The 21417-nt window shown below is 74.1% G+C and carries 17 protein-coding genes and 3 pseudogenes; 14 read left to right on the top strand and 6 right to left on the bottom strand.

All coding sequences use genetic code 11. The features are described 5' to 3' along the window. Positions 1-123: 123 nt before the first annotated feature. The 5 genes from ACSNN7_RS24065 to ACSNN7_RS24045 form a co-directional block, all read right to left on the bottom strand. The gene (locus tag ACSNN7_RS24065) at positions 124-303 is read right to left on the bottom strand and encodes a DUF6104 family protein (RefSeq protein ID WP_334449077.1); all 180 of its coding nucleotides are present in this window, start codon (positions 301-303) and stop codon (positions 124-126) included. Between the two features lie 89 nt (positions 304-392). Continuing rightward, the gene (locus ACSNN7_RS24060) at positions 393-4115 is read right to left on the bottom strand and encodes a multifunctional oxoglutarate decarboxylase/oxoglutarate dehydrogenase thiamine pyrophosphate-binding subunit/dihydrolipoyllysine-residue succinyltransferase subunit (RefSeq protein WP_436683203.1); all 3723 of its coding nucleotides are present in this window, start codon (positions 4113-4115) and stop codon (positions 393-395) included. Positions 4116-4370: 255 nt separating this feature from the next. Next, on the bottom strand, positions 4371-5204 hold the full coding sequence (locus ACSNN7_RS24055; protein WP_436683202.1) for an ABC transporter permease subunit: 834 nt from the start codon (positions 5202-5204) through the stop codon (positions 4371-4373). After that, the gene (locus ACSNN7_RS24050; protein ID WP_436683201.1) at positions 5201-6139 is read right to left on the bottom strand and encodes an ATP-binding cassette domain-containing protein; all 939 of its coding nucleotides are present in this window, start codon (positions 6137-6139) and stop codon (positions 5201-5203) included. Before ACSNN7_RS24050 ends, ACSNN7_RS24055 begins: the two co-directional genes overlap by 4 nt. A gap of 151 nt (positions 6140-6290) precedes the next feature. After that, complete coding sequence (locus tag ACSNN7_RS24045) at positions 6291-6962, bottom strand: hypothetical protein (RefSeq protein ID WP_436683200.1); 672 nt, start codon at positions 6960-6962, stop codon at positions 6291-6293. A 185-nt stretch (positions 6963-7147) separates the two neighbouring features. Here ACSNN7_RS24045 and ACSNN7_RS24040 point away from each other — a divergent pair, with 185 nt between their 5' ends. The 10 genes and pseudogenes from ACSNN7_RS24040 (at position 7148) to ACSNN7_RS23995 (ending at position 16528) form a co-directional block, all read left to right on the top strand. Beyond that, complete coding sequence (locus ACSNN7_RS24040) at positions 7148-7927, top strand: GNAT family N-acetyltransferase (protein ID WP_436683199.1); 780 nt, start codon at positions 7148-7150, stop codon at positions 7925-7927. After that, the gene (locus ACSNN7_RS24035) at positions 7924-8895 is read left to right on the top strand and encodes a lysophospholipid acyltransferase family protein (protein WP_436683198.1); all 972 of its coding nucleotides are present in this window, start codon (positions 7924-7926) and stop codon (positions 8893-8895) included. Before ACSNN7_RS24040 ends, ACSNN7_RS24035 begins: the two co-directional genes overlap by 4 nt. Positions 8896-8996: 101 nt before the next feature. Further along, a complete protein-coding gene (locus ACSNN7_RS24030) occupies positions 8997-9833 on the top strand; it encodes a DUF4097 family beta strand repeat-containing protein (protein ID WP_436683197.1) in 837 nt (278 codons plus the stop codon). Next, positions 9830-10432, top strand: a complete 603-nt coding sequence (locus ACSNN7_RS24025; RefSeq protein WP_436683196.1) for a PadR family transcriptional regulator — start codon at positions 9830-9832, stop codon at positions 10430-10432. Before ACSNN7_RS24030 ends, ACSNN7_RS24025 begins: the two co-directional genes overlap by 4 nt. Positions 10433-10499: 67 nt before the next feature. Further along, entirely contained in the window at positions 10500-11201 is a 702-nt protein-coding gene (locus ACSNN7_RS24020) for a response regulator transcription factor (protein WP_436683195.1), read from the top strand. A gap of 47 nt (positions 11202-11248) precedes the next feature. Beyond that, positions 11249-11405, top strand: a pseudogene (locus ACSNN7_RS24015) (two-component sensor histidine kinase); the annotation flags it as partial. Positions 11406-11467: 62 nt separating this feature from the next. Beyond that, positions 11468-12793 (top strand): annotated as a pseudogene (locus ACSNN7_RS24010) (HAMP domain-containing sensor histidine kinase); the annotation flags it as partial. A 62-nt stretch (positions 12794-12855) separates the two neighbouring features. After that, positions 12856-14466: a trypsin-like peptidase domain-containing protein gene (locus tag ACSNN7_RS24005; RefSeq protein WP_436683194.1), complete on the top strand. Its 1611-nt coding sequence runs from the start codon at positions 12856-12858 to the stop codon at positions 14464-14466. A gap of 180 nt (positions 14467-14646) precedes the next feature. Continuing rightward, a complete protein-coding gene (locus tag ACSNN7_RS24000; RefSeq protein WP_436683193.1) occupies positions 14647-15318 on the top strand; it encodes a BON domain-containing protein in 672 nt (223 codons plus the stop codon). A gap of 154 nt (positions 15319-15472) precedes the next feature. Further along, a complete protein-coding gene (locus ACSNN7_RS23995; protein WP_436683204.1) occupies positions 15473-16528 on the top strand; it encodes a glycosyltransferase family 4 protein in 1056 nt (351 codons plus the stop codon). Positions 16529-16555: 27 nt separating this feature from the next. Here ACSNN7_RS23995 and ACSNN7_RS23990 read toward each other — a convergent pair whose 3' ends face one another. Next, positions 16556-17989 carry a protein kinase domain-containing protein gene (locus tag ACSNN7_RS23990; RefSeq protein ID WP_436683192.1) on the bottom strand — a complete coding sequence of 478 codons (1434 nt, stop codon included), beginning with the start codon at positions 17987-17989 and terminating at the stop codon, positions 16556-16558. A gap of 191 nt (positions 17990-18180) precedes the next feature. Between ACSNN7_RS23990 and ACSNN7_RS23985 the strand changes: the two genes are divergently transcribed. The 4 genes and pseudogenes from ACSNN7_RS23985 to ACSNN7_RS23970 form a co-directional block, all read left to right on the top strand. Further along, complete coding sequence (locus ACSNN7_RS23985) at positions 18181-19014, top strand: patatin-like phospholipase family protein (RefSeq protein ID WP_436683191.1); 834 nt, start codon at positions 18181-18183, stop codon at positions 19012-19014. After that, complete coding sequence (locus tag ACSNN7_RS23980; protein WP_436683190.1) at positions 19014-20027, top strand: 1-acyl-sn-glycerol-3-phosphate acyltransferase; 1014 nt, start codon at positions 19014-19016, stop codon at positions 20025-20027. Before ACSNN7_RS23985 ends, ACSNN7_RS23980 begins: the two co-directional genes overlap by 1 nt. 44 nt (positions 20028-20071) lie before the next feature. After that, positions 20072-20392 carry a divalent-cation tolerance protein CutA gene (gene cutA / locus ACSNN7_RS23975; RefSeq protein WP_436683189.1) on the top strand — a complete coding sequence of 107 codons (321 nt, stop codon included), beginning with the start codon at positions 20072-20074 and terminating at the stop codon, positions 20390-20392. Positions 20393-20439: 47 nt separating this feature from the next. Continuing rightward, positions 20440-21417, top strand: a pseudogene (locus ACSNN7_RS23970) (SCO7613 C-terminal domain-containing membrane protein); the annotation flags it as partial.

The following is a 21417-nucleotide window of genomic DNA, read 5'->3' as shown; positions in this document are numbered from 1 at the left end:
GGCGTTGAAGGCCAGCTCGCGGGGGCCCGCGCCGTCGCCGCCGTCGGCGAAGTCGCTGCCCACCACGACCACCGCCGCCAACTTCATGATCACCGGGGTGGGACGACTGGGGGGAGGGAGGGGTTACTCGTCGTCTTCGTCGTCGAGGCGGGCGAGGTAGGTGGCGAGGCGTTCGATGGGGGTCTCGAACTCGGGGTTGAGGTCGACGAAGTCGCGGAGGCGCTCGGCGAGCCACTCGATGCTGATCTGCTCGTCGGCCCGGCGCTCGACGAGCTCCTCGATGCCACGGTCGGTGAAGTACATCCGTACGTCCTTGAGGTCGGCCGCCGACGGGACCGGGGCAGTGCCGTCACGCGGACGGCGCTGCCCCGGGTCTCGGCGGTGCGGTCAGGTCACGGGCGGGGCAGGGCCGCCTCGATCAGCGCGGTCTGCTCGACCTCGTGCATCTTGGCCGAGCCGACCGCCGGGGCCGCCGCGGCCGGGCGGGAGATCCGCCGCAGCCGGACGTCGTCCAGGTGCTCCAGCAGGTTGAGCGCGACGAAGGACCAGGCGCCCTGGTTGGCCGGCTCCTCCTGCACCCAGGCGAAGTCCTCGGCGTTCGGGTACTGCGCCAGCGCGGCCCGGATCTCCTCGACCGGCATCGGGTAGAGCTGCTCGATCCGGATGATCGCGGTGTCGGTGACCCCGCGCTCGGCCCGGGCCTGGAACAGGTCGTAGTAGACCTTGCCCGAGCAGAGCAGCACCCGCTTCACCTGCTCCGGAGCCGGGGCGGCGGTGTCGGCCAGCACCGGCTGGAAGGTGCCGGTGGTGAAGTCCTCCACCGGGGAGACGCAGAGCTTGTGCCGCAGCAGCGACTTCGGCGTGAACACCACCAGCGGCTTGCGCTTCGGCGACAGGGCCTGGCGGCGCAGCAGGTGGAAGTAGTTCGCCGGGGTCGTCGGGATGGACACCCGCATGTTGTCCTCCGCGCAGAGCTGGAGGAACCGCTCCGGGCGGCCGGAGGTGTGGTCCGGGCCCTGGCCCTCGTGGCCGTGCGGCAGCAGCAGGGTGACCGCCGAGCGCTGACCCCACTTCACCTCGCCGGAGGAGATGAACTCGTCGATCACCGACTGGGCGCCGTTGACGAAGTCACCGAACTGGGCCTCCCAGCAGACCAGCGCGTTGACGTTCTCCACCGAGTAGCCGTACTCGAAGCCCATCGCGGCGTACTCGGAGAGCAGCGAGTCGTGCACGAAGAACCGGGACCGCTCGCCGTCGCCGGTGAGCGTCTGCAGCGGCAGGTAGTCGTCGCCGGTCTTGGCGTCGACCACCGAGGCGTGCCGCTGTACGAAGGTGCCGCGGCGGGAGTCCTGGCCGGCGAGCCGGACGGTGACCCCGTCGTGCAGCAGCGAGCCGAACGCGATGATCTCGCCGTAGCCCCAGTCGATGTTGCCCTCGACGGACATCTTCGCCCGCCGGTCGAGCAGCTGCTGGATCCGCTTGTGCGGGGTGAAGCCCTCGGGGAGGGTGACGTGCGCCTCACCGATCGCCTTGACCACCGCGGCGTCGGTGGCGGTCTCCACCTGCGGCTCCGGCTCCTCCTCGCGGCGGGGCCGGGACAGCTGGCGCGGGGTGGTGGCGGCGTCGCGGGTGGCCTTGAAGACCCGCTCCAGCTGCCCCTGGTAGTCGCGCAGCAGCTCCTCCGCGTCCTCCACGGTGATGTCACCCCGCCCGATCAGCTCCTCGGTGTAGAGCTTGCGGACCGAGCGCTTCGAGTCGATGATCTTGTACATCTCCGGGTTGGACATCGAGGGGTCGTCGCCCTCGTTGTGCCCGCGCCGGCGGTAGCAGACCAGGTCGATCACGACGTCCTTGTTGAACGCCTGCCGGTACTCGAAGGCCAGTCGCGCGACCCGGACCACGGCCTCGGGGTCGTCGCCGTTGACGTGGAAGATCGGCGCCTGGATCATCCGGGCCACGTCGGTGCTGTAGAGGCTGGACCGCGAGTACTCCGGGGCGGTGGTGAAGCCGACCTGGTTGTTGACCACCACGTGCACGGTGCCGCCGGTGCGGTAGCCACGCAACTGGGAGAGGTTGAGCGTCTCGGCCACCACGCCCTGGCCGGCGAAGGCGGCGTCACCGTGCACCGCCAGCGGCAGCACGGTGTAGCCCTCCAGCTTGAGGTCGATCCGGTCCTGCTTGGCCCGGACGATGCCCTCCAGCACCGGGTCCACGGCCTCCAGGTGCGACGGGTTCGCCACCACCGAGACCTTGACCGCGTGGTCGCCGTCCGGGGTGGTGAACTTGCCGTTCTGGCCCAGGTGGTACTTCACGTCGCCGGAGCCCTGGGTCGAGCGCGGGTCCAGGTGGCCCTCGAACTCGGAGAAGATCTTCTCGTACGGCTTGCCGACGATGTTGGCCAGCACGTTGAGCCGGCCGCGGTGGGCCATGCCGATGACGACCTCGTCCAGCCCGCCCTCGGCGGAGGCCTCCAGCACCTCACCGAGCAGCGGGATCAGCGACTCGCCGCCCTCCAGCGAGAAGCGCTTCTGCCCGACGTACTTGGTCTGCAGGAAGGTCTCGAAGGCCTCGGCGGCGTTGAGCCGGTTGAGCACGTGCTTCTGCTCGTCGGCCGACGGCTTCTCGTACCGGCGCTCGATCCGCTCCTGGATCCAGCGCCGCTCCTCCGGGTCCTGGATGTGCATGTACTCGATGCCGACCCGGCGGCAGTACGAGTCGCGCAGCACGCCGAGGATCTCGCGCAGCTTCATCCGCTGCCGGCCGGCGAAGCCGTTGACCGGGAAGACCCGGTCGAGGTCCCACAGGGTCAGCCCGTGCTGGAGGACGTCCAGGTCCGGGTGCTTCCGGATCTTGAACTCCAGCGGGTCGGTGTCGGCCATCAGGTGGCCGCGCACCCGGTAAGCGTGGATCAGCTCGTGCACCCGCGCGGTCTTGTTGATCTGGCCCTCGGAGTCGACCGCGACGTCCCGCATCCAGCGCACCGGCTCGTAGGGGATGCGCAGCGAGGTGAAGATCTGGTCGTAGAAGCCGCGCTCGCCGAGCAGCAGCTCGTGCATCACCTTGAGGAACTCGCCGGACTGCGCGCCCTGGATGATCCGGTGGTCGTACGTGCTGGTCAGCGTGATGATCTTGCTGACCGCCAACTCGGCCAGGGTGGCCTCGCTCATGCCCTGGTACGGCGCCGGGTACTCCATCGCGCCCACGCCGATGATGGCGCTCTGGCCCTGCATCAGCCGGGGGATCGAGTGCACCGTGCCGATGCCGCCCGGGTTGGTCAGCGAGATGGTGGTGCCGGCGTAGTCCTCCATGGTCAGCTCGTTGCGGCGGGCGCGCCGGACGACGTCCTCGTACGCCTGCCAGAACTGCCGGAAGTCCATCTGCTCGCAGGCCTTGATGGAGGGCACCACCAGGTTGCGGGAGCCGTCCGGCTTGGCCAGGTCGATGGCGATGCCCAGGTTGACGTGCTCCGGGCGGACCACCGCCGGCTTGCCGTCGACCTCGGCGAAGGAGTTGTTCATCTCCGGGTGCTCGACCAGCGCCCGGACCAGCGCGTACCCGATCAGGTGGGTGAAGCTCACCTTGCCGCCGCGCCCGCGGGCGAGGTGGTTGTTGATCACGATGCGGTTGTCGACCAGCAGCTTGGCCGGGACCGCGCGCACGCTGGTCGCGGTCGGCACGGCCAGCGAGGCGTCCATGTTCTGCACGATCTTGGCGGCCACGCCGCGCAGCGGGGTGGTGCCCGCGGCGCTCGCGGTCGGGGCCTTGGCGGCCGGCTTGGCCGGGGCGGCCTTGGCGGGCGCCGGCTTGGCGGGCGCGGCCTTGGCGGCCGGGGCCTTGGCGGCCGGCTTGGCCGGCGCGGCCGGCTGCGTCACGGTCGCGGCGGCCTCCTGCTGCCCGGCCGGCTCGGCGGGGGCGGGCTTGGCCTGGGTCTTCTCCTCCGCGGGGCGCGGCGTCGCGGCCCCCGGGGCGGGCCGGTAGTCGGCGAAGAAGTCGTGCCAGGCCGGGTCGACGCTCGACGGGTCGGCGAGGTAGCGCTGGTACATCTCCTCGACGATCCACTCGTTGGGGCCGAAACCCGCCAGTGGGTTCTCCTGCGAAGTCTGCTGGGTCGACACGGCCGGTAATCGCCTCTTTCACGCGGGTTCGTATGTCACGCGGTTGGCACCCGTGCCCGTAACGAGCGGACGGGAGACGGCTCCCAGGCTACGCCGTACGAATGCCGCAGGCATTTCCGCCTCCGACGGGTGGCCCGTTTCACAGAAGATGCCAGAAGTTCAGCAAACGCTGCGTGTCGCGCCGACTCCTGCTAAACGGGACGGCCCCGGACAGTGACGTGATCGTCACCGCCCGGGGCCGTCGGCCCATCCGGGTCAGGCGATGTCGCGGCGCCGCATGATGAGGCTGCCGGCCGCCGAGGTCACCACGGCGTACGCGATCAGCACCACCGCGCCCACCCACTGCGGCGGGTTGCCCGGCAGCTCCGTGCCGCTGATCATCAGCTGCGACGCGGTGGACGGCACGATCACCGCCAGCTTGCTGATCCAGTCCTGCTCCAGCCACTGCTGGAGCAGGAAGAAGACCAGCGTCGCCGCGGTCGTGCCGACCAGGTAGAGCACCACCGCGGTGATGGTCGCTCCGATCTGGCTGCGGATCAGCACGCCGAAGCCGACGCCGAGGACGCCCCACAGCACGTACGCCAGCAGGTTGAGCAGGATCGCCCGGGTGACGTCCCAGTCGCCCAGGTGCGCGTCCCACCCGTTGGCCGCGAAGAAGATCAGCGTCGCCGGCACGGTCAGCACCGTGGTGACCAGCCAGAAGAAGGCGCCGAGCAGCGCCGCGGTGACCAGCTTGGCGGTGACCACCACCGTCCGGTGTGGAGTGGTGAGGAAGGTGGTCGTCGCGGTCTGGTGGTGGAACTCGTTCGTCACCACGATGATGCCGAGCAGCAGCACGAACAGCAGCCCGAAGTACTGTCCCGAGGTGAACAGGTTCGCCGCCTGGTAGACCTCGTTGGCCGAGGCCAGGACCTGCTCGGCCTGCTCCGGCGGCAGGCCCTCCACCTCCTGCGGACCGCTCAGGCTCATGTCCGCGTTCACGGCGTTGAGCAGGAACGCCAGGATCAGGGTGACCAGCGCGCCGAGGCCGAACAGCCACCAGGTGTTGGTGGTACGGATCTTGAGCAGCTCGGATCGGACCAGGTTCATCGGATGCCCGCCTTTCCGGCCGTCAGCTCCAGGAAGACCCGTTCCAGGTCGGGCCGTTCCGTGGTGAGTTCGTGCAGTTCCACCCCGGCGGCCAGGGCGACCCGGCCGACCGTCGGGGCGTCCGCCCCGTCCACCAGCAGGACGCCGTGCTCGTCCGGCGTGACGGTGGCCGACTGCGCCTTCAGCGCGGCGACCAGCTCGTCGGCCTGCGGGGTGCGCACCCGCACCCGGACGCCCTGGGCCATCGAGCCGATCACCTGCTCCACCGGCCCCTGCCGGACCAGCTGGCCGGCGGCGATGATCACCACGTCGTCGGCGAGCAGCTGCATCTCCGAGAGCAGGTGGCTGGAGACCAGCACGGTGCGGCCCTCCTGGGCCAGGCTCTTGAGGAACCCGCGCATCCACCGGATGCCCTCCGGGTCCAGCCCGTTGGCCGGCTCGTCCAGGATCAGCACCCGGGGGTCACCGAGCATCGCGGCGGCGATGCCGAGCCGCTGCTTCATGCCCAGCGAGTAGCCCTTGAACTTGCGCCGGGCGGCCGGGGTCAGGCCGACCAGGGCCAGCGCCTCGTCGGCGCGCCGCCGGGGCAGCCCGGCCGCCGCGCAGATCACCCGCAGGTGGTTGAGGCCGGTCCGGCCCTTGTGGGCGCTGGACGCCTCCAGCACCGCGCCCACGTGCCGCAGCGGGTCGGTCAGGTCGGCGTAGCGGACGCCGTCCACGGTGGCGTCGCCGCTGGTCGGGGTGACCAGGTTCAGCAGCATGCGCAGCGTGGTGGTCTTGCCGGCGCCGTTCGGGCCGAGGAAGCCGGTCACCCGCCCCGGTTCGACGGTGAAGGACAGGTTGTCCACCGCCCGGACGTTCTTGTAGTGCTTCGTCAGTCCGGACACCACGATCTGGCCCGTCCCGGTGCTGGGGCTCCACTGCCCGTCGGACATCGTGCTCCTCCCGTGCGGCGGCGCGTCACGCGCCGCGATGTGCGGCGCCGTTGCGGTGAGCGCCGGGCCACAGCCTGGCAAGCGCGCGCAAGCAGGTCAATCAGGCACGGGCCGTAGACCCGGCTCCACCTCACGCAGGAGGCGCTCGTCCTCAGGGACGAGACGCCGGTGGCGGGGGCAGCGCGATCCAGGTGGCCCGGGCCCGGCCGAGCAGCGCGCCGCTCGGGCCGTACAGGCTGGTGTGCACCACCGCCTTGCGTCCCTCGCCGGCGACCAGTTCGCCGGTCACCACGCACGCGTCGCCGGGCCGGGGCAGCGCGTCGACGACCGCGGCCACCCGGCCGAGGACGTACGGGCGGCCCGGGGCGATGACCGCCCAGCCGCCGGGGCAGTCCAGCGCCGCCCAGACGGTCGCGGCCACCACCCGCTGCGGCGCGCGGAACGGTGCGGCGGTCCGCCCGTCCGGCAACCGGCCAGGGAAGATCCGCAGGCCGTCCGGGCGGTCCGGGCCGCAGACGTAGCAGCCGGGGAAGGGGTGGTCGCGCAGTCCGGGGTACGCCGCCGAGGCGGCCGCCGCCGTGGCCGGGTCCACCGGGGCGACCGCCGGGGGCGGGTCGCCGGCCGGGCGCACCTGGGCGACGAGCTGCCCGTCCGGGTCGAGGACGTCGCCGTCGGCCAGGGTCAGCGGGGTCTCCAGCGGTGGCGGGCGGCGCAGCGTCACCTCGACCGGCCGGTCACCCCCGTACGCCTCGGCGAAGACGCCGGCGCTCCAGCCGCCGTTGCCCGACCCGGGCGGCCCGTTGAACCGGGACTCGATGATCATCGACGCACCTCCGTCGTGCCCGGCGCCGTCGCCGGGATCCGCCGGGGCAGCCTCGCACGCCGGCCCCGGCGGACGGCCGGGAGCCCACCGGGTCGGCGGGTGCGCAGCCGACCGCCGGCCGGCGTTCACCGGATCGACATCCTTCGCCGGGGCGACCGGCAACCCCGGGCACCTACACAGGTCCCATGGCCGTTCTGCACGCCGCTGGCGCACCCCTGACGACCAGCGGATACACCCTGCTGATCGCCGACGACCCGACCCAGGTCGCGGCCGCGCAACGACTGCGCCACGAGGTCTTCGCCACCGAACTCGGCGCGACGCTGCGCCCCGGCGGGGCCGGACTGGACGTCGACGACCTCGACACCCACTGCGACCACCTGATCGTGCGCGAGGAGCGCACCGGGACGGTGGTCGGCACGTACCGGCTGCTGCCGCCGGGGCGCACCGACCGCCGGTACGCCGAGGGCGAGTTCGACCTGACCGCCCTGGACCCGCTGCGCGACGTGCTGGTGGAGGCCGGCCGCTCCTGCGTCCACCCCGACCACCGCTCGGGTGCGGTGATCAACCTGATGTGGGCGGGCATCACCCGCTACCTGCACCTGCGCGGCTCCCGCTGGCTGGGCGGCTGCGCCTCGGTCCCGGTGGGCGACGGGGGCCGGGCTGCCGCCGAGGTGTGGGCCCGGGTGCGCGCCCGGCACCTGGCCCCGCCGCTGCTGCGGGTCCGCCCGCTGCGCCCGTGGTTCGCCGAGCCGGTGGCGGTGCCGCCGGACACCGCCGAGGGCGGCGTCGCCGGGCAGGCGCTGGTCCCGCCGCTGCTCCGCGGCTACCTGCGGCTGGGCGCCTGGATCGCCGGGGAGCCGGCGTACGACCCGGACTTCGGGGTGGCCGACTTCTACGTGCTCTTCTCCCTGGACCGGATGAACCCGCGCTACCTGCGGCACTTCCTCGGCGGGGGGCAGCAGTGAGCGCCGAGCTGTGGCGGCCGACCTCCGGCTGCGGCCCGGACTGCCTGCCGGTGCCGGGTCAGGTGCCCGCCGTACCCGTCTCCCGGCAGGCGGCCCGGCTGCTCGGCGTACTCGGGATGCTGCTGGTCGGGGCCGGCCTGGCCGGGCTGCTGCCGGTGCTGCCGGCGACGTCGCGGGCGACCGCGCTCCGGAGGTGGGCCCGGGCGACGGCGCGCGCCCTCGGGGTCCGGCTGGAGGTGCGGGGCCGGCCGCCGCGCCGGCGGGCGCTGCTGGTCGCCAACCACGTCTCCTGGCTGGACGTGCTGGCGGTGCTCACCGTCGCGCCGGCCCGGATGCTGGCCAAGCGGGAGGTGCGGGCCTGGCCGCTGGTCGGGGTGCTGGCCCGCGCCGGCGGTGCGCTCTTCGTCGACCGGTCCCGGCCCCGGGACCTGCCCGCGACGGTGGCCCGCATCGCCGGGGCGTTGCGGGCCGGTGACCCGGTCGCGGTCTTTCCGGAGGGTACGACCTGGTGCGGCACCGCGACCGCCGGCGACTGCCGGCCGGGGCGGGGGTTCCGGCCGGCCGTGTTCCAGGCGGCGATCGACGCGCAGGTGCCGGTGGTGCCGCTGCGGGTCGGCTACCGCTGCGCCGCCACCGGGGAGGTCACCACGGCGGCCGCCTTCCTCGGCGACGACACCCTCTGGCGTTCGGTACGCCGGGTGCTCGCCGCCCGCGACCTGGTGGTCACCGTACGGGTGGCGGCGGCGCTGCATCCGGCACCCGGCGCGGACCGGCGGGCGCTGGCCCGGGCGGCCGAGTCGGCGGTCCATCTGGTGCCGGTCCGGTCCGCCGCATCCCGTCCGGTGGCCGCGCCGGCCGGTCCGGGTCCGCTCCTGGCGGTCGTGGCGAGCCGGCGGCCGGCCGCCGGACCTGCGCCGGCCGGGTCCGGTGCGGTCACCGGCGGACGGAAGCTGGATCTGGCGGCCTGACGCAGCCGAACTCGCGACAGTCTTGTCCTATCGCGATGTATCGCGTTAGGCTCTCCTCCTGAGCGCCGGCCGTCGGCCGGGCGCGTCGAGGGGAGGACGCCATGGCCAACTGGACCGTCGAGCAACCGCGACGCTTCACGCTGGACGACCCGGTCACCGAGCTCGACGTGCGGCTGATCAGCGGCCGGCTCACCGTGGTCGCCACCGACGGCCCGGCCCGGGTGGACATCACCCAGGCCGGGGGCGAGGGGCGGCCGATCCACGTCATGCACCGCGACGGGCGGCTCAGCATCGTCCAGGAGCGGAAGTTCCGCTGGTCGAAGGTGCTCCGGTGGGTCGGACCGCTGGCCCGCTGGCCCCGGGTGGACGTCTCCGTCGCGGTCCCCGCCCACGTGCCGGTCACCCTCGACCTGGTGGAGGGCGCCCTGGTCGCCTCGGGGCTGCGCGGGCGGACCCGGGCCGACGTGACCTCCGGCCAGATCACCCTGATGGGGCTGCGCGGGGCCACCGCGGCGAAGATCGTCTCAGGTCCGGTGGAGGCGCTCGGGGTGGCCGGCGAGCTCACCCTGGAGACCGTCTCCGGCGAGGTCATCCTGGCCGACAGCGCCCCCGGCCAGGTCCGCGCGCACACCGTCTCCGGCGCGATCACCTGCGACTTCGACAACCCCCGCGGCAGCGAGATCCGGCTCAGCACCATTTCCGGCAGCATCACCGTCCGGGTCCGGGAGGACAGCGACCTCGCCGTCCGGCTGCACACCACCTCCGGACGCATCACCAGCGGCTTCCCCCAGGTGCTGGCCAGCCGGGGGCTGGCTGCGGTGCGCGACAGCGAGGGCGTCCTCGGCGCCGGCGAGGGTAAGCTCTGGGCCTCCGCGACGTCGGGCAGCATCGCGCTGCTCGCCCGGCCGGTAGACGACGACGAGAAGGAGCTGCCGTGACCGCCGTGTTCAGTCACGGGCGGCTCCGGCTCTACCTGCTCAAGCTGCTCGACGGTGGCCCGAAGCACGGCTACGAGCTGATCCGGCTGCTGGAGGAGCGCTTCCTCGGCCTGTACGCGCCCAGCGCCGGCACCATCTATCCCCGGCTGCAACGGCTGGAGGTGGAGGGGCTGGTCACCCACACCGCGGCCGGCGGTCGCAAGGTCTACGAGATCACCGAGGCGGGCCGGGCGGAACTGCGGCAGCGCGCCGCCGAGCTGACCACCCTGGAGGCCGACATCAGCGCCTCGGTGCAGGACCTCTCCGCCCTCGCCGGGGAGATCCAGACCGAGGTGCGCGGCTCGGTGCGGGACCTCAAGCGCGAGCTGCGCGAGGCGGCCCGGCAGACCCGGCAGACCCGCTGGGACCGGCCGGTCCCGCCGCCGGCGCCCGCCCCCGCCGCCTCGCCGCTGCTCACCGAGTTCGACCAGCGGCTGGCCGCCTTCACCATGGAGGTCGGCGGCCTGGTCCGGGCGCAGCGGCTCTCCGACAACCAGCTGCGCACCGCGATCCGGGTCCTCGACGGCGCCCTCGACGGGCTGCGCCGGCTGCTGCGCTGAGCAGCTCACAGGGTCTTTTCAGGAAGCGTCCAGCGCCGGTGCAGCCGGGGCGCGGATGATGGCGAGCATGGCCGCTACCCAGACCGAGGCGCGACTGCTCGTCGTCGAGGACGATCCAAACATCCTCGAACTGCTCTCCGCCAGCCTGCGCTTCGCCGGCTTCGACGTGGCCACCGCCACCAGCGGCAGCGCGGCGCTGACCACGGCCAAGGACCACCGCCCCGATCTCGTCGTCCTCGACGTGATGCTGCCCGACCTGGACGGCTTCGAGGTCATCCGGATGCTGCGCGAGGGCGGCACCCGTACCCCGGTGGTGTTCCTGACGGCCCGGGACGCGACCGACGACAAGATCCGCGGGCTCACCCTGGGCGGCGACGACTACGTCACCAAGCCGTTCAGCCTGGAGGAGCTGACCGCCCGGATCCGCGCGGTGCTGCGGCGCACGGCCACCGGGGAGCACGCGCCCTCCCGGCTGACCTTCGCCGACCTGGAGCTGGACGAGGAGACCCACGAGGTGCACCGGGCCGGCCAGCGGGTGCAGCTCTCCCCGACCGAGTTCAAGCTGCTGCGCTACCTGATGCTCAACGCCAACCGGGTGCTCAGCAAGGCGCAGATCCTCGACCACGTCTGGAACTACGACTTCCGGGGCGACGACAACATCGTCGAGTCCTACATCTCCTACCTGCGCCGCAAGGTGGACAACACGCAGCCCCGGCTGATCCACACCCTGCGCGGGGTGGGCTACGTGCTGCGCAAGCCGGCAGCGTGAGCACGACGAGTGAGCCGGTTCTGCGGGCACCGCAGTCGCGAAGCGTCCTGCACGAGGCGAAGGGCCGGCTGCGCAGCGTCCCGCTGCGGATCAAGCTGGTCGCGTCGGTACTCGCGCTGGTCGCCGCCGCGCTGCTCGTGATCAGCTCGCTGACCACGTACTTCCTGCGCAACTACCTGGTCGGCCAGGTGGACGGCGAGCTCCAGGCGGCCAGCGTCCAGGTCGGCCGGGTGCTGCCTCACCTGGAGGCGGGCCAGGCCCAGGCCACGCTGCCCACCGACTACGTCGTGGCGCTGGCCGACGACGACGGCGGCAAGATCGTCGGGTACGACCGCAGCCTGGAACTCAAGGACCTGCCACCGGTCCCGGCCGACGTGGCCGGGTTCCGCGCCAAGCAGGGCGACCCGCGCACCGTCCGCGCTCAGGACGGCCACGACCGCTGGCGGATGCTCTACCGCGAGCTGCCGGACGGCCGGGTGCTGGCGGTCGGGCAGCACCTCACCGACGTCGACCTGGCCGTCAAGCGGCTGGTCTGGATAGACCTCCTGGTCGGTGGGGCGGTGCTGATCCTGCTCGCCTCGATCGGCGCGGCGATCGTGCGGACCAGCCTCAAGCCGCTGGTGGAGATCGAGCGCACCGCCGCCGCCATCGCCGGCGGCGACCTCAGCCGGCGGGTGCCCGACCCCGAGGACGGGCAGGAGTGCGCCACCTCCGAGCTGGGCCGGCTCTCCCGGGCCCTGAACGCGATGCTGGCCCAGATTGAGGCCGCCTTCACCGCCCGGGCGGCGTCGGAGACGGCGGCCCGCTCGGCCGAGGCCGGCGCCCGGGACGCGGCACAGGCGGCGCAGGCCTCCGAGGCGCGGGCCCGCCGCTCCGAGGAGCGGATGCGGCAGTTCGTCGCGGACGCCTCGCACGAGCTGCGTACCCCGCTGACCACCATCCGGGGCTTCGCCGAGCTGTACCGGCAGGGCGCGGCGCGCGCCCCGGAGCAGACCGCCGACCTGCTGCGCCGCATCGAGGACGAGGCGGCCCGGATGGGGTTGCTGGTGGAGGACCTGCTGCTGCTGGCCCGGCTGGACCGGGAACGTCCCCTCTCGCTCGCCCCGGTCGAGCTGCCGGTGCTCGCGTCCGACGCGGTGCAGGCGGCCCGGGTCGTCGCCCCCGACCGGCGGATCGAGCTGGACATCGAGCCCGGCTCGGGCCCGCTGGTGGTGCACGGCGACGACGCCCGGTTGCGGCAGGTGATCGGCAACCTGATGACCAACGCGCTGACCCACACGCCGCCGGACGCCTCGGTGACCCTGCGGCTGCGTACCGAGCCGGGGAACCTGGCCGTGGTCGAGGTGGCGGACACCGGCCCCGGTCTCACCCCGGAACAGGCCGAGCGGGTCTTCGAGCGCTTCTACCGGGCCGACGCGGCGCGGACCCGTCGGGCGAGCGGGATCACCAGCACCGGCCTGGGCCTGGCGATCGTCGCGGCCCTGGTCTCCGCCCACCACGGCACCGTGCAGGTCACCGAGACCCCGGGCGGCGGGGCGACCTTCCGGGTCCTGCTGCCCCTGCTGCCGGACGCCGGCGGCGACGCGGACTGACTTTCAGAAAACATTCAGGCGGGTTCCAGGCTGGTGCCAGTGCGAAGGGAGAAGGTGGACCCATGACCGAGTTCGAGACCGACCCGCAGCGGCGGCCGACCGCCCCCGACGGGGAGCCGTCGCACCCCACCGCCGAGCTGTCCCGCGTCGAGCGCGGGCAGTCCGACTCCACCGAGCCCGGCCCGGCCACCCCGGGCGACGTCGCCGGCACCGCGGGGGAGCCGGCGGGCGCCCCGACCCAGCCCAGCGCCGCCACCGCGCCGGACGCCCAGACCTCCGCCGCGCCGTACGCCGCCGCCGGTCACACCTCCGCCGCGCCGTACGCCGGCCAGCCCTCCGGTGCCGGGTACCCGGTCACCGGCCAGGTCTCCGGCGGGTACCCGGGCGCGGGTCAGACGTCCGCCGCGCCGTACCCGGCCGGTGGGGCGCCCGGGGGCGACCAGGCCTACCGCCCCGGCTACCAGGCGTACCCGGCGCCCGGCCAGTACCCGGCGACCGGCTACCAGCCGGCGCAGCCCGGGCAGCAGTCCGGCTGGGCGGCCGGCTACCCGGGCGGCCCCGGTGGGCCGGTACCGCCGCAGCACGGCGGGCAGCCGGTGCCGCCCTGGGCCGCCGGTCCGCGCCCCTCGAAGGTGGCCAAGTTCATCGGCGCCGGCGTGGCGGTCTTCGCCCTGATGCTCGGTTCCGGCGTGGCCGGTGGCGCGCTCGCCCTGGCGGTGGACGGCGACTCCGGCGGCATCACCCGCACCTACTCGGCCGCCCCGGTGATCAACAGTGCCGACCTGCCGAAGATCGCCGCCTCCGTGCAGGACAGCGTGGTCTCGATCCTCACCGGCAACGGCGAGGGCTCCGGCGTGATCCTCAGCGCCGACGGCTACGTGCTCACCAACAACCACGTGATCGCCTCCGCCGCCGGCGACACCGTCCGGGTGGTCTTCGCCGACGGCAAGGCCGCCCAGGCCAAGATCGTCGGTACCGACCCGAAGACGGACCTGGCCGTGGTCAAGACCAGCGGCGTGAGCGACCTGAAGGCCGCCCGGTTCGGCGACAGCGACGGGATGCAGGTCGGCGACCAGGTGCTCGCCCTGGGTAGCCCGCTGGGCCTGCAGGGCTCGGTCACCGCCGGCATCCTCAGCGCCCGGGACCGGACCATCCAGGCCGGCGAGAACGGGCAGCAGAACCCGCAGCAGGGCGCCAGCTCGATCTCCGGGCTGCTGCAGACCGACGCGCCGATCAACCCCGGCAACTCGGGCGGCGCGCTGGTCAACACCCGGGGCGAGGTGATCGGCATCAACACCGCGATCGCCACCGCCGGGCAGGGCAGCAGCGGCAACATCGGGGTCGGCTTCGCCATCCCCAGCAACAAGGCCAAGGACGTCGCCGGGAAGCTCCAGCGCGGCGAGAAGGTCAGCCACCCCTCCCTCGGGGTCAGCGTCAACGCCGCCGAGGACGGCGGGGCGCTGGTCGCCGCGGTCGTGCCGGGCAGCGCCGCCGAGAAGGCCGGCCTGCAGCGCGGCGACGTGATCACCCGGTTCGGCGACAAGGTGGTCAACGATTCCAACGACCTCGTGGGCGCCGTCCAGGCCGGCAAGGTCGGCGACCGGGTCGAGGTGACCTACAAGCGAAACGGGGCCGAGTCGAAGGCAACCGTCACGCTCGCCGAGACGTCATAACACCAGACCTGCCTCCTCCTGGGGCGGCGGGTGGCGGAGCCAAGGGGGTTGGCTCCGTCACCCGCCGCCCTTTTTCCGCCCCGACCACGTCGTCGCGGGGGTTCACCCCGGTGGGGTGAGCCGGGCTCACCCGGCCCGTCGGCATCCTCGCCAGGAGCCGACCGCACGGGAGGGGACGCCATGACCACGGCAGCGGCCACCCGCACCGATCCGGACATCCAGCGCGACGTGCTCGACGAGTTGGCCTGGGACCCGCAGGTCCAGCGGCACGAGATCGGGGTGAGCGTCGCCGACGGCGTGGTCACCCTGACCGGCCGGGCGGACAGTTTCGCCCGCAAGTGGGCGGCGCAGCGCTGCGCGCACCGGGTACGCGGCGTGCGCGCGGTCGCCGACGACGTCGAGGTACGCCTGCCCGGCCTGGACGGCCAGGACGACGCCGACCTCGCCGTCGCCGCCGTACGGGCGCTGGAGTGGGACAGCTTCGTGCCCGCCGAGCGGCTGGACGTGACGGTCTCCAACGGCTGGCTGATGCTGCGCGGCGAGGTGGAGTTCGGCTTCCAGCGGCGTACCGCCGAGCGGGAGTTGCGCCGGCTGCGGGGCGTACGCGGGGTCACCAACCTCATCGAGGTGGTGCCGCAGAGTCCTTCCAGCGCCGAGCAGACCGCCCGGGACCTGCGCCGGGCGCTGCGCCGCCGGACCGGTACCGAGGCGATCACGGTCGAGCTGGCCGGCGACACCGTGATCCTGAGCGGCACCGTCCGTTCCTGGTGGGAGCGGGACGAGGCGGAGCGGGTCGCCTGGTCGGCTCCGGGCGTACGGGCCGTGGACGACCGGCTCGTCGTCACCGGGTGAACCGCCGCCGGGCCCGTGCGAGGTGTCCGTTTACCGCCGTCACGCCGGGGAAACCGCCGCTGATCCCGCCCACGGGTAACGGAAGCACCGGGGAGGACCTGCCGTGACCCACCGTCGGTCGGACAACCGGCCCGAACCGCCGCTGCGGATCGCGATGGTGGTGCCGCCGTGGCTGTCGGTGCCGCCGCCGGGCTACGGGGGGCTGGAGCAGGTGGTGCACGGGCTGGTGGACGCGCTGGTCGAGCACGGCCACGCGGTGACCCTCTTCGGGGCCGGCCGGCACCACGGCACCGCCGGCGACTTCGTCTCCACCGTCGAGGACCTCCAGTACGCCCGGCTCGGTGAGGCACTGCCGGAGCTGGCCCACCTGGCCCGGGTGAACGACCTGATCACCGCGGACGACTTCGACCTGGTCCACGACCACACCACCATCGGTCCGCTGGTCGCCGGCCGGCGGGCGGTGCCGACCGTGGCCACCGTGCACGGCAACCCGGTCGGGGAGTACGGTGCCGTGCTCGGCGACACCGACCGGGGCGTGGGGCTGGTGGCCATCTCGCACGCGCAGCGCCGATGGAACCCGACCCTGCCGTGGCTGGGTACCGTGCACAACGCGATGGACGTGCGGGAGTTCCCGCAGAAGCCGGCCCCCGGGCGGGGCCCGGTCCTCTGGCTGGCCCGGTTCAGCCCGGACAAGGGACCGGACCTGGCGATCCGCGCCTGCCGGGCGGCCGGCCTGCCGCTGACCCTGGCCGGCAAGTGCAACGAGCCCGCCGAGCAGCGCTACTTCACCGAGGTCGTCGAGCCGCTGCTGGGCGAGGACGTCGAGGTGGTGTTCAACGCCGACCGGCCGGCGACCCTGCGGCTGCTGATGGACGCCCGCTGCCTGATCATGCCGATCCAGTGGGAGGAGCCATTCGGCATGGTGATGCTGGAGGCGATGGCGACCGGCACGCCGGTCGTGGCGCTGCGGCGCGGGGCCGTGCCGGAGCTGGTGGTGGACGGGGTGACCGGGCTGATCCGGGACCGCGCCGAGGAGCTGCCGGCGGCGCTGCGCGCGGTGGTCCGGCTCGACCCGGCGGAGTGTGTCGCGCACGTGGCGCGGCACTTCTCCACCGACCGGATGGCGCAGGGCTACGAGGCGGTGTACCGGCTGCTGGTCGCCGGCGCGACCACCCCGGCTCGGGAGCCGACGTCGATCACCGCCCGCTGACCGGACGCCGCCGAACCCGGCCGCAGGTCAGACCCGGGTGGCGCCGAGGTCCACGATGGCCGCGTCGAGCCGGCGTGCGTACGCCGGGGTGATGCCGCCCTCGTCCACCCGGCGGGTGACCTTCTCGCGCAGCAGGGCCACCGGCTCGGCCAGGTCGGACCGCCCGTCGGCGGCGGCCCGGGTCAGGTTGCCCAGCACGTTGCGCAGGTCGGTGCCGACGTCGGCGCGCACGTCACCGCTGCGAACCCCGTCGTCGATGAGCCGGCGCAGCCGCTCGGCGGCCTCGGTGAGCCCACCGGCGCCCTGCCCGCCGTCCGGGGTGGACCTCTGCGGTGACGGCGGCGCGCCGGTCGCCGCTGCGGTCGGCTCCTGCGCCGGAAGCGCGGACGGCACGGCGGGCGGGAACGCCGGCTCGACCGCCGGGGCGCCGGTCCGCCCGGCGTCCGGCGGGGGTGCCGACTCCGGCGCCAGGGTGGGTGCGAGCAGCGCGGCGGCCGTGGTCACCACCACCAGCGCGCCCACCACCGCCAGCGGTCGCCGCCGCGACGGCGGACCGGCCGGGGCGTCGGGGCCGGGCAGCGCGGGCAGGGTCACGGTCGGCGCGAGCATGGTGGTCGCCTGCGGGTCGCCGGGGAGCAGCTGGTCCCGCAGCGCCGCGGCCACCTGGTGCGCGGTGGGCCGGTCCCGCGGTTCGCGGGCCAGGCAGCGCAGGCAGGTACGGGCGACCGCCGGCGGCAGCCCCGGCACACCGTCCAGGGTGGGCGGTTCCGCCGTGGCCAGCGCCGCGCCGAGCTGCTCCCAGGTGTCCGCCGGGTACGGCACCCGGCCGGTCAGCGTCTCGTGGAGCAGCACGCCGAGGCCGTAGACGTCGGTGGCCGGCTGGGCCGGCGCCCCGTCCAGCCGCTCCGGCGCCACGTACGCGGGGGTGCCGAAGGTGCCGCCGTCCTCGTCCTCGTCCGGAGCGCCGATGTGGGTGGCGATGCCGAAGTCGAGCACCTTCGCGCCGACCCGGGTCATCATCACGTTGGACGGCGTGATGTCCCGGTGCACGATGCCGAGCCGGTGCGCCGCCGCGAGGGCGTCGGCCACCTGGGCGCACACCTCGACCGCCTCCGCCCAGGGCAGCGGCCCCTCGGTGAGCCGGTGCTCCAGCTCCTCCCCGGCGAGCAGCTCCATCACCACGAACGAGGTGATGGAGCCGTCCGGGGCCAGCGTCTCGCCGTAGTCGTGCACGGCGGTCACGTGCGGGTGGACCAGCTGGGCGGCGGAGCGGGCCTCCTCGCGGACCATGTCCCGGAAGCGGGCGTCCACGGCCAGCGAGGGGGCGAGCACCTTGACCGCCACCAGCCGGTCGAGCACCTCGTCGCGGGCCCGCCAGATCACCGACATGCCACCGGCGCCGATCTGGTCGACGAGCCGGTACCGGCGGGCCAGCAACCTGCCGGCGTGCAGCGCTGCCATCGGTGATCGCACCTGCCTGGGGTGGGGGCGGTATCAGGTTGCGGGAATGTGTCCGCCGTGTCAACGGCCGTCCGATTCGATCGTCACCCTCCGCCATGGACGGCTGGCACACTGCCACGGTGGACCGGCCGGGCCGCGGTGACCAGCGGCTGGGCAAGGCCGGGCGGCGGGCCCGTGCCAGGATGAACCACATGGCGCAGGGTCCGGTGGCGTTCGTGCTCGGCGGCGGGGGAGTGCTCGGGGCGGTCGAGGTGGGCATGCTCCGCGCCCTGTTCCGGGCCCGGATCCGCCCCGACGTGGTGCTCGGCACCTCGATCGGCGCGGTCAACGGCGCCCTGGTCGCCGCCGACCCGTCCGAGGCGGTCACCGACCGGCTGGTCCGGCTCTGGGCCTCGCCCGAGGCGAGCGAGGTGTACGGCGACTCGGTGGCCCGCCAGCTGCGCCGGTTCGCCGCACGTACCCACCTGCACTCGCCCCGGCCGCTGCGCAAGCTGCTGGAGAAGGAGTTGGGCGCGCAGACCACCTTCGCCGACCTGAAGGTGCCGTTCCGCTGCTGCGCGGCGAACATCGAGCGGGCCGCCGAGCACTGGTTCGACCGCGGCCCGCTGGTGCCCGCCGTGCTCGCCTCGGCCTCCGTGCCGGGGCTGCTGCCGCCGGCCCGGATCGACGACCAGCACTACGTGGACGGCGGGATCGTCAACTCGATCCCGATCGGCGAGGCGGTCGCGGTGGGCGCGCGGCGGATCTTCGTACTCCAGGTGGGCCGGATCGAACGGGAGCTGACGCCGCCCCGGCGGCCCTGGGAGATCGCCCAGGTGGCGTTCGAGATCGCCCGGCGGCACCGGTTCGCCCGGGAGCTGGCGGCGCTGCCCGACGGGGTCGAGGTGCACGTGCTGCCGACCGGTGGGCTGGAACCCCGGGACGACAGTCCGTGGGCGTACCGGGACATGGCGGCGGTGGGACGGCGGATCAGCCGCGCCTACACCGCCTCCCGGTACTACCTGGCGACCCAGCTGGACCGCTGATGCCGCTGCCGCCGCGGTGGGTACGCCGGATGCTGCTGGCCCCCGGCGTGGTGCTGCTCGCCCTGGTGACGGTGACCACCGTGCCGGTCTGGGCGTTGCTCGGCCTGGCACTGTCGCCCTTCGTGCCCGGCCGGCTGCGGCCGCTGCGGCTGCTCTGGATCGGCTGCGTCTACCTGGTCTGGGACGCGGCGGCGCTGGCCGCGCTCTTCGTGCTCTGGGTGGCCTCCGGCTTCGGGCTGCGCAAGCGTTCACCGGCCTTCCAGCGCGCCCACTACGCGCTGGCCGGCGGCTTCCTGCGGGTGCTCTTCTGGCAGGCCCGCTGGACGCTGCGGCTGAGCATCGACATGGTCGGCACCGACCCGGACACCGCGTTGCCCGGCCGCCCGGAGCTGGTGCTCTGCCGGCACGCCGGGCCGGGTGACTCGTTCATCCTGATCCACGCGCTGGTGAACTGGTTCCGGCGCGAGCCGCGGATCGTGCTCAAGGAGAGCCTGCAGTGGGACCCGGCGATCGACGTGCTGCTCAACCGGCTGCCCAACCGGTTCATCGCGCCCGGGGTGGACGGCCGTGACTCGGCGGTCCGGCAGATCGGCCAGCTCGCCACCGACCTGGACGACGACGACGCGTTCGTGATCTTCCCGGAGGGCGGCAACTTCACGCCGGGCCGCCGGCTGCGGGCCATCGCCCGGCTCCGCGCGCTGGGGCTGGAGCGGATGGCGCTGCGCGCCGAGCGGATGCGGCACGTGCTCGCGCCGCAGCCCGGCGGACTGCTCGCCGCGCTCGACGCCGCCCCGGACGCCGGAGTGATCTTCGTGGCGCACACCGGGCTGGACCGGATGCTCACCGTCGCCGACGTCTGGCGGGAGCTGCCGATGGACAAGCGGATCGTGATGCGCTTCTGGTCGGTGCCGCCGGAGGAGATTCCGACCGGGCGCCAGGAGCGCATCGACTGGCTCTTCGACTGGTGGGGCCGGATCGACACCTGGATCGCCGCCAACCGCGACGGCGTCTGAGCCGGTCGGCCAGGCAGGGCGGCACCCCCACGTAGGGTGCGCTGATGGAACAGATCTGCGTGGTCACGACGGTGGTGGACGCGCGCGCGGTCGCGGACGCGCTGGCGGCCGAGGCGGTCGCCGGGCGGCTGGCTGCCTGCGCGCAGGTCGGCGGCCAGGTCGACAGCACCTACTGGTGGCGGTCCGGGGTGGAGACCGGCACCGAGTGGTCGGTGCAGTTCAAGACCGTCCCCGACCGGGTGGCCGCGCTGGTCGACCGGATCCGCGCCGGCCACCCGTACGAGGTGCCGGAGATCCTGGTGTCCCGGGTGGAGTGCGGGGACCCGGCGTACGCCGCCTGGGTGCGCGACAACACCCGTACCTAGGTACGCGCACTCTGGGCGGGCGCCGATCCGGCCGTGAGGATGAGCGGGTGCAGAACGCCGGCTATCCCTGCCCCGGCTGCGGCGCGCCCGCCGATCTCGTCCGCGGCTGTTCCGGCTGCGGCCGCCCGCCGTACCCGCTCGCCGCCGAGGTGATCCGGCTGGATGCGGAGATCCACGCGCTCGGCCCGGAGGTGCAGCGGGCCCGCGAGGCGTACCAGGGGCTGTCCGGCCGGCTGCTCGCGGCGCAGCGGCGGCGGGCGGAGCTGGCGGCCCGGGTCCGGGCGGAGGTGGCCGGGCAGGTGCGGTTGCCGGCCGCCGCGGTGCCACCGGCCACGCCCCGAGCGGTCCCGGCGACGCCGGGACGGCCGGAAACCTCGGCGCGGACGGTGCAGGGGCTGCTGTTCGTCCTCGGCGGGCTGCTGCTCGGCACCGCGGCGGTGGTCTTCACCGCCGTCGCCTGGGCCGCCGTGGGGGTCGCCGGGCGGGCGGTGATCCTGGCCGCGTTCACCGTGCTGGCGCTGGCCGCGCCGCTGGTGGCGGCGCGGCGCGGGCTGCGGGGCACCGCGGAGACCTTCGCCGCGGTGGGGCTGCTGCTGGTGGTCCTCGACGGGTACGCCGCCTGGGCGGTGGACCTGTTCGGCGTGGCCGACTGGCCGGGCACCCGGTACGCCGCGCTGGTCGGGGGGGCCGGCGCGGCGATCGCCGCAGGGTACGCCCGGCTCAGCCGGTTGACCGTGCCCTGGTTCGCGGCGCTCGTCGTCGCGCAGCCGGTGCTGCCGCTGGCCGCGGTGTCGGCCCGCCCCGATGCCGGGGGATGGGCCCTGGTCCTGCTCGGGGTGGCCGTGCTCGACCTCGTGGTGGTGGTCGCGCTGCGCCGCCGGGCCGGGGCGCCGGCCGGGCCGTCCGTGCCCGGCCCGGTGCCGCCCGGTACCGCCGCCGCTGCGCCGGCGCCGGACGCGGCCACCAGCCACCCGGAGCCGGTGGTCGCCGGGGTGCCGATGCTGCTGGTGGGGCTGGTCCTGCTC

It is taken from the genome of Micromonospora sp. URMC 105 (assembly GCF_051386295.1).
Lineage (GTDB): Bacteria > Actinomycetota > Actinomycetes > Mycobacteriales > Micromonosporaceae > Micromonospora.
This window is presented reverse-complemented; position numbering and strand designations above follow the sequence as displayed.

Bases quoted from the DNA above. Each gene is read 5' to 3' on its own strand.
- ACSNN7_RS24050 (WP_436683201.1), bottom strand. From the start codon at position 6,139: ATGTCCGACGGGCAGTGGAGCCCCAGCACCGGGACGGGCCAGATCGTG.
- ACSNN7_RS23995 (WP_436683204.1), top strand. From the start codon at position 15,473: ATGGTGGTGCCGCCGTGGCTGTCGGTGCCGCCGCCGGGCTACGGGGGG.
- ACSNN7_RS24055 (WP_436683202.1), bottom strand. From the start codon at position 5,204: ATGAACCTGGTCCGATCCGAGCTGCTCAAGATCCGTACCACCAACACC.
- ACSNN7_RS24045 (WP_436683200.1), bottom strand. From the start codon at position 6,962: ATGATCATCGAGTCCCGGTTCAACGGGCCGCCCGGGTCGGGCAACGGC.
- ACSNN7_RS24005 (WP_436683194.1), top strand. From the start codon at position 12,856: ATGACCGAGTTCGAGACCGACCCGCAGCGGCGGCCGACCGCCCCCGAC.
- ACSNN7_RS24000 (WP_436683193.1), top strand. From the start codon at position 14,647: ATGACCACGGCAGCGGCCACCCGCACCGATCCGGACATCCAGCGCGAC.
- ACSNN7_RS23990 (WP_436683192.1), bottom strand. From the start codon at position 17,989: ATGGCAGCGCTGCACGCCGGCAGGTTGCTGGCCCGCCGGTACCGGCTC.
- ACSNN7_RS24020 (WP_436683195.1), top strand. From the start codon at position 10,500: ATGGCCGCTACCCAGACCGAGGCGCGACTGCTCGTCGTCGAGGACGAT.
- ACSNN7_RS24040 (WP_436683199.1), top strand. From the start codon at position 7,148: ATGGCCGTTCTGCACGCCGCTGGCGCACCCCTGACGACCAGCGGATAC.
- ACSNN7_RS24065 (WP_334449077.1), bottom strand. From the start codon at position 303: ATGTACTTCACCGACCGTGGCATCGAGGAGCTCGTCGAGCGCCGGGCC.
- ACSNN7_RS24030 (WP_436683197.1), top strand. From the start codon at position 8,997: ATGGCCAACTGGACCGTCGAGCAACCGCGACGCTTCACGCTGGACGAC.
- cutA (WP_436683189.1), top strand. From the start codon at position 20,072: ATGGAACAGATCTGCGTGGTCACGACGGTGGTGGACGCGCGCGCGGTC.
- ACSNN7_RS23980 (WP_436683190.1), top strand. From the start codon at position 19,014: ATGCCGCTGCCGCCGCGGTGGGTACGCCGGATGCTGCTGGCCCCCGGC.
- ACSNN7_RS23985 (WP_436683191.1), top strand. From the start codon at position 18,181: ATGGCGCAGGGTCCGGTGGCGTTCGTGCTCGGCGGCGGGGGAGTGCTC.